At 69.5% G+C, this 8,998-nt stretch carries 10 protein-coding genes; 3 read left to right on the forward strand and 7 right to left on the reverse strand.

All coding sequences use genetic code 11. The annotated features are described in order from the left end of the window. Positions 1-9: 9 nt before the first annotated feature. Positions 10-771 carry a MerR family transcriptional regulator gene (locus ABZ915_RS42850; protein WP_361814963.1) on the reverse strand — a complete coding sequence of 254 codons (762 nt, stop codon included), beginning with the start codon at positions 769-771 and terminating at the stop codon, positions 10-12. 112 nt (positions 772-883) lie between these two features. Here ABZ915_RS42850 and ABZ915_RS42855 point away from each other — a divergent pair, with 112 nt between their 5' ends. Next, complete coding sequence (locus ABZ915_RS42855) at positions 884-2,173, forward strand: ion channel protein (protein ID WP_361814966.1); 1,290 nt, start codon at positions 884-886, stop codon at positions 2,171-2,173. Between the two features lie 34 nt (positions 2,174-2,207). Further along, positions 2,208-3,620 carry a glutamate decarboxylase gene (locus tag ABZ915_RS42860; RefSeq protein WP_361814969.1) on the forward strand — a complete coding sequence of 471 codons (1,413 nt, stop codon included), beginning with the start codon at positions 2,208-2,210 and terminating at the stop codon, positions 3,618-3,620. 19 nt (positions 3,621-3,639) lie between these two features. On the opposite strand, the gene ABZ915_RS42865 is transcribed toward ABZ915_RS42860, so the two are convergent. The 3 genes from ABZ915_RS42865 to ABZ915_RS42875 all read right to left on the reverse strand — a co-directional run bounded on the left by ABZ915_RS42865 (position 3,640) and on the right by ABZ915_RS42875 (position 6,709). After that, positions 3,640-4,176, reverse strand: coding sequence for a DinB family protein (locus ABZ915_RS42865; RefSeq protein ID WP_361814972.1), 537 nt, complete (start codon positions 4,174-4,176; stop codon positions 3,640-3,642). Positions 4,177-4,265: 89 nt separating this feature from the next. Then, positions 4,266-5,726 (reverse strand): aldehyde dehydrogenase family protein, encoded by a 1,461-nt coding sequence (locus ABZ915_RS42870; protein WP_361814974.1) that lies wholly within the window; start codon positions 5,724-5,726, stop codon positions 4,266-4,268. A 158-nt stretch (positions 5,727-5,884) separates the two neighbouring features. After that, a complete protein-coding gene (locus ABZ915_RS42875) occupies positions 5,885-6,709 on the reverse strand; it encodes a helix-turn-helix transcriptional regulator (protein WP_361814996.1) in 825 nt (274 codons plus the stop codon). A gap of 354 nt (positions 6,710-7,063) precedes the next feature. Here ABZ915_RS42875 and ABZ915_RS42880 point away from each other — a divergent pair, with 354 nt between their 5' ends. Further along, positions 7,064-7,540 carry an ATP-binding protein gene (locus ABZ915_RS42880; protein WP_361814977.1) on the forward strand — a complete coding sequence of 159 codons (477 nt, stop codon included), beginning with the start codon at positions 7,064-7,066 and terminating at the stop codon, positions 7,538-7,540. Positions 7,541-7,634: 94 nt separating this feature from the next. On the opposite strand, the gene ABZ915_RS42885 is transcribed toward ABZ915_RS42880, so the two are convergent. The 3 genes from ABZ915_RS42885 to ABZ915_RS42895 all read right to left on the reverse strand — a co-directional run bounded on the left by ABZ915_RS42885 (position 7,635) and on the right by ABZ915_RS42895 (position 8,866). Beyond that, on the reverse strand, positions 7,635-7,853 hold the full coding sequence (locus ABZ915_RS42885) for a DUF397 domain-containing protein (RefSeq protein WP_235902455.1): 219 nt from the start codon (positions 7,851-7,853) through the stop codon (positions 7,635-7,637). A gap of 210 nt (positions 7,854-8,063) precedes the next feature. After that, positions 8,064-8,519, reverse strand: coding sequence for an SRPBCC domain-containing protein (locus ABZ915_RS42890; protein ID WP_361814980.1), 456 nt, complete (start codon positions 8,517-8,519; stop codon positions 8,064-8,066). Then, on the reverse strand, positions 8,516-8,866 hold the full coding sequence (locus ABZ915_RS42895; RefSeq protein WP_361814983.1) for a metalloregulator ArsR/SmtB family transcription factor: 351 nt from the start codon (positions 8,864-8,866) through the stop codon (positions 8,516-8,518). Before ABZ915_RS42895 ends, ABZ915_RS42890 begins: the two co-directional genes overlap by 4 nt. Between the last annotated feature and the right edge of the window lie 132 nt (positions 8,867-8,998).

Consider the following 8,998-nt stretch of genomic DNA (forward strand, 5'->3'; position numbering starts at 1 on the left):
CCAGGACGGTCACGCGGTGTGGCGGGCGGCGTTCGCCAGGATGGCCTCCTTGAGGTGCTCGGCCAGACCCGGCCGCATGGAGTCGTAGAACGCCTTGAAGCGCTCGTCGGAGACGTACATCTCGGCGAGGCACCGGTGCATCTCGTACGGGCACTCGTAGAACCACCTGACGATGTGCTGCCGGTGTTCCTCGGCCAGCTCCATGGCCGCCTCGCCGGCCGGCGGCTCCCCGGCCCCCACCAGGGCGGCGTACCGCTCGCTCCAGGCGTCGACCTCGGCCTGTATGCGCTTCCAGTCGTCCTTGGTGTAGCGGGCGGCGCGGCGCTGTGACTCGGCCCACTCCCGGGTTCCGCCCCAGCGCTCCTCCGCCTCGTCGGCGTACTGCGTGGGGTCCTTGTCCCCGAAGACCTCGAACCGTTCCTCGGGCGTGAGGTTGATGCCCATCTTGCGTGCCTCCATGGCGTGTTCCACGGCCTCGGCCATCTTGCTCAGCCTCTCGATCCGGGCGGTCAGCAGTTCGTGCTGGCGGCGCAGGTGCGCGCGCGGGTCCACATCCGGGTCGTCGAGCAGGACCGCGACCTCGTCGAGCGGGAAGCCGAGCTCCCGGTAGAACAGGATCTGCTGCAACCGGTCGAGGTCGGCGTCGCCGTAGCGCCGGTGGCCCGCGTGGCTGCGCTCGCTCGGGGTGAGCAGGCCGATGTCGTCGTAGTGGTGCAGGGTGCGCACCGTGACTCCGGCGAAACCGGCGACCTGTCCCACTGAATAGCTCACTTCGTCCGCTCCCTTCTCGGTAGGCCACCAGGCTGGGCCCTCACGCCACGTGAGGTGCAAGCCCACGCTTCTTCGGGATGTTCCGCCCGCTTTGCCCACTTATGGTGAGCTGGTGGCCCAGGACACCGCGCCGCAAGCGCCCCCGACCCCGCCGGCGACGCCCGCGCGTGCCCTGCTGCCGCTGATCCTGCCCGCGGTCGTCGTCGGCGCCGGTGCGAGCCTGCTGTACGAGCTGGTGAGCGGACTGGCCGAGCGGTTGCAGGGTGTCCTTTGGGGGCCGCTGCCCGACGCGCTGGGCATCGGCCGGTACTCCGTGCTGTGGATGCTCGTCATGCTCACCGCGACCGGGATCGCCGTGGGGCTCGTCGTGTGGCTGGTCCCCGGCCATGCGGGGCCCGATCCGGCCACCCTGGGGATGAGCGCCCGGGTGCTGCCTCCCGTGGTGCTGCCCAGCCTGCTGCTGGCGACCGCGTTGATGCTGGCGGGCGGCCCGAGCCTCGGTCCCGAGAACCCGATCATCGCGGTGAACGTGGGGCTCGCCTTCCTGCTCGGCCGCAGGCTGGTGCCGCGGATGCCGGGGGCGGTGTGGCCGAGTCTGGCGGAGGCGGCGACGATCGGCGCGCTGTTCGGCACGCCGGTGGCGGCGGCGCTGGTCTTCTCCGAGGCGCTGGCCGGCCGGCAGCTCAAGGGCGCTCTGTGGGACAACCTCTTCGCACCGCTGGCCGCGGGCGCCGTGGGCGCCATGACCACCAACCTGGTGGCCCACCCCACCTTCGACCTCGGGCTGCCTGCGGTCAGCGGCCACCCCGGCTGGGGCGACCTGTCGGCCGTGCTGGTGGTCGCCCCGCTGGCCGCGCTGTTCGGCATGTGCGCGGTGTACGCCTTCCCGTTCGTCCACAGCGTCTTCTGGCGACTGCGGCACCCGATGCTGATCCTTCCCGCCGGCGGGTTCGTCCTGGGGCTCCTGGGGGCCCTGGGCGGCCATCTGACGCTCTTCAAGGGGCTGGGGGAGGTGGAGGAGCTGGCCAAGAGTCCCGACGGCTGGACGGCGGGGCAGTTCGCGACGATGACGGTGGTGAAGCTGGCCGCGCTGGTCGTCTCCGCCGCCTGCGGGTTCCGCGGCGGGCGGGTCTTCCCGTCCGTCTTCATCGGCTCCGCCTTCGGGCTCACCGCCCACGCCCTCGTGCCCGGGGTGCAGCCGGCGGTCGGCGTGGCGGCGGGTGTGCTGGGCATGCTCCTCGCCGTCACCCGTCAGGGGTGGGTGAGCCTGTTCACGGCCGCGGTCCTCGTGGCCTCACCGACGATCGTCGCCCTGCTGGTCATCGCCTCGCTGCCGGCCTGGCTGCTGGTGACGGGTCGGCCCCAGATGCAGCTGCACGACGACGGAACTCCGATCCGCTGATCCCCGTTCCTCCAGAAAGGCAGAAAGGCACTCCATGGCACTGCACAAAGGCACCGGGAAGCCCGACGAGCGCCCCATGTCCGTCAACCCCTTCTTCGGGGAGGCGAACCCGGTCGTCGAGATGACCGAGGCCCCGCCCAAGCACCGGCTCCCCGACGGGCCCCTGCCGCCGACCACGGCGGCCCAACTCGTGCACGACGAGCTGATGCTGGACGGCAACGCCCGGCTGAACCTGGCCACCTTCGTCACCACCTGGATGGAGCCGCAGGCCGGGGTGCTGATGGCGGAGTGCCGGGACAAGAACATGATCGACAAGGACGAGTACCCGCGCACCGCCGAGCTGGAGCGGCGCTGTGTGGCGATGCTCGCCGATCTGTGGCACGCGCCGGACCCGGCGGCGGCCGTGGGGTGTTCGACGACCGGCTCCAGCGAGGCGTGCATGCTCGCCGGGATGGCGCTCAAGCGGCGCTGGATGCGGCGCAACGCCGACCGCTACCCGTCCGCGGACGCCCGCCCGAACCTGGTCATGGGCGTGAACGTCCAGGTCTGCTGGGAGAAGTTCTGCAACTTCTGGGAGGTGGAGGCCCGCCTGGTGCCCATGGAGGGCGACCGGTACCACCTCGACCCGCAGGCGGCGGCCGAACTGTGCGACGAGAACACCATCGGGGTCGTCGGCATCCTCGGCTCCACCTTCGACGGGTCGTACGAGCCGATCGCCGACCTGTGCGCGGCCCTGGACGACCTCCAGGCGCGGACCGGGCTGGACGTCCCGGTGCACGTGGACGGCGCGTCCGGCGCGATGGTGGCGCCCTTCCTGGACGAGGACCTGGTGTGGGACTTCCGCCTGCCGCGCGTGGCCTCCATCAACACCTCGGGGCACAAGTACGGGCTGGTCTACCCGGGCGTCGGCTGGGCGCTGTGGCGCGACAAGGAGGCCCTCCCGGAGGAGCTGGTCTTCCGCGTCAACTACCTGGGCGGGGACATGCCGACGTTCGCCCTCAACTTCTCCCGGCCGGGCGCCCAGGTCGTGGCCCAGTACTACACGTTCCTGCGGCTGGGCCGGGAGGGCTTCCGGGCGGTGCAGCAGGCCACGCGTGACGTCGCGCGCCAGATGGCCGACCGGATCGAGGCGCTGGGCGACTTCCGGCTGCTGACCCGGGGCGACGAGCTGCCCGTCTTCGCCTTCACCACCGGCGAGGACGTCACGGCGTACGACGTGTTCGACGTCTCCCGGCGCCTCAGGGAGAGCGGCTGGCTGGTGCCGGCGTACACCTTCCCGCCGAACCGGGAGGACCTGGCCGTCCTGCGGGTGGTGTGCCGCAACGGCTTCTCCACCGACCTCGCCGAGATGTTCGTCGAGGACCTGGGCCGCCTCCTGCCGGAACTGCGCCGGCAGCCGCATCCGCTGACACGGGACAAGGAGGCGGCCACCGGGTTCCACCACTAGCCGGATCTCCGGCCGGAGCTCAGTCTCCGGCGAGGGCTACCAGCTCGAACGCCGTCTTGCCGTCGAGGGACTCGCGGATGATGTCGGCGTGGCCCGCGTGCCGGGCGGTCTCCCGGATCAGGTGCAGGCAGAGCCAGCGCAGCGAGACGGCCGCGTCCGGCGGGAACCAGGGGTCGTTGGGCAGCGGGAAGGTGTCGTCGAGGCTGGGGACGGAGCGGATGAAGGCCTCCGTCTCGGCGGCGATCTTCTCCCAGTCCGCCAGCTGGGAGGCGAGGGTCTCGCCGTCGACCAGCTGGAAGCACTCGTGCCAGTTCGACTCGTCCCGCTTGACCGCCGGCGCCTCGCCCTTGGCCCGGGCCACCCAGCCCTGCTCCATCTCGGCGACGTGCTTGACCAGCCCCGCCAGGGACAGCTCACTCGCGCTCGGCCGGCTCGCGGCCTGCTCGTCCGTCAGCCCGAGCACCGCCCGCCGGATGCCGCCGCGCTGTTCGGCGATGAAGGAGAGCAGCGCTCCCCGCTCGTCGCCCCGCACCTCTGCGCTCACGTGAGTGACCATGACCGGCCGCCTTTCATCGGGTTGGCTCCTGCTGCCTGACACCGACGACGTTAGGGACCCTTGCGGTCAGGTTCTGTCCTCAAGGGTTCCTAGAAGGGGAACACGCTCCGCCCGTACTGCACCGAGATCCACTTCAGCGTGGTGAAGGCGTCGAGCGTCGTCTCGCCGTTCAGCCGGCCGATCCCGGAGTGCTTCTCGCCTCCGAAGGGGACCAGCGGCTCGTCGTGGATCGTGCCGTCGTTCACGTGGAACATGCCGGTGTCGATGCGCTTGGCGAAGGACACCCCTCGTTCGACGTCCGCGGTGTGGACCGCGCCGCTCAGGCCGTACGGCGTGTCGTTGACGATGCGGACCGCCTCCTCCTCGCCGTCGAAGGGGACGAGCAGGGCTACGGGGCCGAAGATCTCCTTGTGCAGGAGGGAGGAGCCGGACGGCACGTCCGTCAGGACGGAGGGCTCCACCAGGTTGTCGGTGGTCGAGCCGCGCACCAGGAGCGTGGCGCCCTCGGCGACGGCCTGGTCGATCGCGGCGGAGATGGTGTTCGCCTGGAGGGAGTTGATGACCGGGCCGATGAGCGTCTGCGGGTCGCTCGGGTCGCCGGTCTTGAGCGTTCTGACCTTGGCGACGAACTTCTCGGTGAACTCGTCCGCGACCGAGCGGTCCACCAGGACGCGGTTGGCGGCCATGCAGACCTGGCCCTGGTCGGCGTACCGGCTGAAGACGGCCGCGTCGACCGCGTAGTCGATGTCGGCGTCGTCCAGCACCACCAGCGCGCTGTTGCCACCGAGTTCCAGGACCGTGCGCTTGAGCTGTGCGGCGCACACGGTGGCGATGTGCCGGCCGACCTTGTCTGAGCCGGTGAAGGAGATCAGCTTGGGCACCGGGTGCTCGATGAAGGCGTCGCCTATCTCGGCTATGTCGGTGAGCACCACGTTCAGCAGGCCGGGCGGCAGGCCCGCGTCCTCGAAGAGCTTGGCGAGCAGGGTGCCGCCGCAGATCGGGGTGTCCTGGTGCGGCTTGAGGACCACGGCGTTACCGAGGGCGAGGGCCGCGGCGACCGGCTTGACCGACAGCAGGAACGGGAAGTTGAAGGGGCTGATGACACCCACCACGCCGATCGGGACGCGGTAGAGACGGTTCTCCTTGCCGTCGACCGGCGACGGCAGGAACCGGCCCTCGCAACGCAGCGCCAACTGGGCCGACTCGCGCAGGAACTCCTTGGCCAGGTGCAGCTCCAGCTGCGCCTTCATACGGGTGCCGCCGAGCTCCGCGATGATCATCTCGGTGATCTCGGCCTCCCGCTCCTCCAGGAGGCGCAGGACCTTCTCGAAGAAGACACGGCGGGTGTAGGGGTTGGTTTCGGCCCATTCCCGCTGGGCGCGGGCGGCCGCCCGGTAGGCCTCGTCGACCTCGTCGGTGGTGGCTATGGTGATCGAGGCCAGCTTCTCGCCGTTGTACGGGTTGAAGTCGATGATGTCCCAGGAGCCGGTGCCCGGGCGCCACTCACCGTCGATGTACTGCTGAGCCAGGTCGGTGAAGCAGGACGACATGTGATCCCTCGATCCCTTGCTGCCGAAGCAGTCGAGACAGACACCCGATCAACTTCACGGTCCGATGAGACTGATCACACGTCATCGTACTTGTGATTCCGGTGAGTTGGGGTGCCACCTGGGGATACGACGTCATGAGATGTCAAGGGGGCCTCGGGTCAGGACAGCTGGAGCAGTCCCCGCAGCAGGTCCCGGCTCTCGCCCGGTCCGGGGCTGTCCTGCTGGAGCTCCTTCAGGACCTGCTCGTACTGGGCGACGTCCTCGCGTTTGTCCAGGTAGAGGGCGCTGGTCAGCTGCTCCAGATAGACCACGTCCGACAGGTCGGACTCGGGGAAGCTGAGGATGGTGAAGGCCCCGCTCTCGCCCGAGTGGCCGCCGAAGCTGAACGGCATGATCTGGAGCCGCACGTTGGACCGCTCCGAGATCTCGATCAGGTGCTGGAGCTGCCCGCGCATCACCTCGCGGTCGCCGTACGGCCGGCGCAGGGCGGCCTCGTCGAGCACGATGTGGAAGTCGGGGGCGTTCTCGGCGACGAGGTACTTCTGCCGCTCCAGGCGCAGCGCCACGCGCCGCTCGACGTCGGCGGTGCTCGCGCCCTTCATACCGCGGCGCACCACCGCGCGGGCGTACTCCTCGGTCTGGAGCAGGCCGTGCACGAACTGCACCTCGTAGGCCCGGATCAGGGAGGCCGCGCCCTCCAGGCCCACATAGGTGGGGAACCAGCTCGGCAGCACGTCGGAGTAGCTGTGCCACCACCCGGCCACGTTGGCCTCCCTGGCGAGGGAGAGCAGGGACTCGCGCTCGGCCTCGTCCGTGATGCCGTACAGCGTCAGCAGGTCTTCCACGTCCCTCGTCTTGAAGCTCACCCGGCCCAGCTCCATCCGGCTGATCTTCGACTCGGAGGCACGGATGGAGTAGCCCGCCGCCTCGCGCGTGATCCCCCGCGCTTCACGCAGTCGCCTGAGTTGTGATCCGAGCAGCATGCGCCGCACCACCGATCCCGGCTCTCCCGCGCTCACGTTCGCCAGCCTCCCCAACCGTCTTCAGGGGCCGCAGTCTGCCACTAAATCACTTCGAGCAGTACTCGTCCGGTTACGGAAACGGAAAGACGCCATTGATTTGGCACAGGAAGTTGCAAGAGAGAGGTGTGGGACGTGGATGAGGTTGGCGGAAAAAATGGCCTACAAGCGGTACGGGGCGGCTCAATTCGGTCTCGTGCACGTGCATCTGCCCTTGCATCTGCTGTGCGCATCCGAAACCATGGTGCAGCGCCACCGCTGCATCGCAACGACCGCGAATTCCCGGGAGTGCCTCGCATGGGGACGAATGGATCGACCATGCTCGAGCCGTTACGGCAGGGCCTTCCGCCGCTGGATCCCGCGGCCGTGTCCAGCGCCGCCTCCTGCGCCTTGCCCGCCCGCTACGAAGCCGTGCGCGAAGCCCGTGTGTTCACCCGCCGGACGCTCGACCAGTGGGACGTGGGCGACCGCTTCGACGACATATGCCTGGTGGTCTCCGAACTGGTGACCAACGCCCTGCGGCACGCGCTTCCCGGCGACGCCGGGCGGTGCCAGGACCAGACGTCGCCGGTGCGGCTGCACCTGATGCGGTGGACCGAGCGGCTGGTGTGCGCGGTGCGCGATCCCAGCCATGACACCCCGGTCGCGCGCGACTCGGAGGACTTCTCGGCGGAGTCGGGCCGCGGCCTGTTCCTCGTCGACTCCTTCAGCGACAGCTGGGGCTGGCATCCGCTTGCCGGCACCCTCAACGGCAAGGTCGTCTGGGCGTTGTTCCGGCTCCAGCCGGCCGAATGACGAAACGCGGCGTCACCTGACGCCGCGTTTCTACGCGCGTCCGTGCAAGCGCTTTCCGCGGATGCGAGCAGGTCGGCCGGCCGGTGCGGGCGGATCAGCCGGCTATCAGGTGGTCGAACTCGCCGTCCTTGACGCCCAGCAGCATCGCCTCGATCTCCGCGCGCGTGTAGACGAGCGCGGGGCCGTCCGGGAAGCGCGAGTTGCGCACCGCGACGTCTCCCCCGGGCAGCCGGGCGAACTCCACGCAGGAGCCCTGCGAATTGCTGTGCCTGCTCTTCTGCCAGGCCACTCCGTCCAGCTGCGTGGCAGCCATGCCGTTGTACACGTCGTACCCCCCGTACACGCCGTCAACGTCGCGGTCCACAGGTCGCTCCCCGGTGGTGCACTTGGCTGTTGAGGCCATAGATGCGGTGGTCAACTGACCCGGATCATAACCCCGTTCACGTGCAGATGCATGGGCAGATGCACGTGCACGGGGGGTGTTCCTCCGGTTACAGCTTTGACGAGTGCTTTACCGACCGTTTCACCGAAGCTGTTGCAGCGTCTGCCCCAGGGCTTGTAGGACATGCGAACGCCAGCCCCCGTCCATGATCTTCCTTGCCGTCAGCTGCGCCGGATCGTCCGGATCGAATCCTTCGTGCACTAGGAAGAGACGCGTACCGCGCCCTTCCTGTTCCAGCGTCCATGTGATGGTCCAGTCCGCGGGATTGGCCGGATCGGCATCCGTCCAGCGGACGGACAGCATCCGCTCGCTTTCGTAGGCGAGAACCTGCACGTCGACGACGCCGGAGAAGCGGGCATTGGGCCGGGGGACCGAGGTCATCCGGTACCGGTGTCCGGCCTCCAGCCGGAAGCCCTCCGCGCCGGGCATCTGCCATCGTGCGAGCAGTCCGGGGTCGGTGAGGGCGCGCCAGACCTTGGCGGGCGGGTGGGGGAAGTACTGGTCGACGCGGATGGTGGTGCGGTCGTCGGCGTTCATGGGTGGTCATCGTCGGGCATGTGGTCGAGCAGTTCGCCGAGGCCCTTCAGGCGGTCGCGCCAGAACCGCTCGTACGGATGGAGCCAGTCCTGCACCTCGGCGAGCGGGGCCGCCTCCAGACGGTAGATGCGCTGCCGGCCGGAGCGCTGCTCGGAGACCAGACCGGCCTCCCGGAGCACCTTGAGGTGTTCCGAGAGGCTGGGGCGCCGCATGTCGAAGTGGTCGGCCAGGGCCTGGACGGGCTGCGGCCCGCGCTCGCGCAGCAGCCGCAGCACCTCGCGGCGGACGGCGTTGGCGAGCGCGGCGAAGACGCGGTCCTCGGCCTCGCGGGTCCCGGTCGTGGTCATCCCGGCGGCCTTCCTGGTGACGGTCCAGTGGTGACGAGCTAGTGCCGCGACAGGCAACGTTCGCCCCGTCGCGACGCCCGGCACGCACTCTCGCCGCACCGGGCACAAGCCCAAGTACATCCAGTACGAGGG

Source organism: Streptomyces sp. NPDC046915 (assembly GCF_040644935.1).
In the GTDB taxonomy this organism is placed as follows: Bacteria; Actinomycetota; Actinomycetes; order Streptomycetales; family Streptomycetaceae; genus Streptomyces.

What these genes read in the sequence shown, in the direction of transcription:
- ABZ915_RS42880 (WP_361814977.1), top strand. Translation starts at nt 7,064, where the DNA reads ATGCTCGAGCCGTTACGGCAGGGCCTTCCGCCGCTGGATCCCGCGGCC.
- ABZ915_RS42895 (WP_361814983.1), bottom strand. Translation starts at nt 8,866, where the DNA reads ATGACCACGACCGGGACCCGCGAGGCCGAGGACCGCGTCTTCGCCGCG.
- ABZ915_RS42865 (WP_361814972.1), bottom strand. Translation starts at nt 4,176, where the DNA reads ATGGTCACTCACGTGAGCGCAGAGGTGCGGGGCGACGAGCGGGGAGCG.
- ABZ915_RS42875 (WP_361814996.1), bottom strand. Translation starts at nt 6,709, where the DNA reads ATGCTGCTCGGATCACAACTCAGGCGACTGCGTGAAGCGCGGGGGATC.
- ABZ915_RS42885 (WP_235902455.1), bottom strand. Translation starts at nt 7,853, where the DNA reads ATGGCTGCCACGCAGCTGGACGGAGTGGCCTGGCAGAAGAGCAGGCAC.
- ABZ915_RS42890 (WP_361814980.1), bottom strand. Translation starts at nt 8,519, where the DNA reads ATGAACGCCGACGACCGCACCACCATCCGCGTCGACCAGTACTTCCCC.
- ABZ915_RS42870 (WP_361814974.1), bottom strand. Translation starts at nt 5,726, where the DNA reads ATGTCGTCCTGCTTCACCGACCTGGCTCAGCAGTACATCGACGGTGAG.
- ABZ915_RS42860 (WP_361814969.1), top strand. Translation starts at nt 2,208, where the DNA reads ATGGCACTGCACAAAGGCACCGGGAAGCCCGACGAGCGCCCCATGTCC.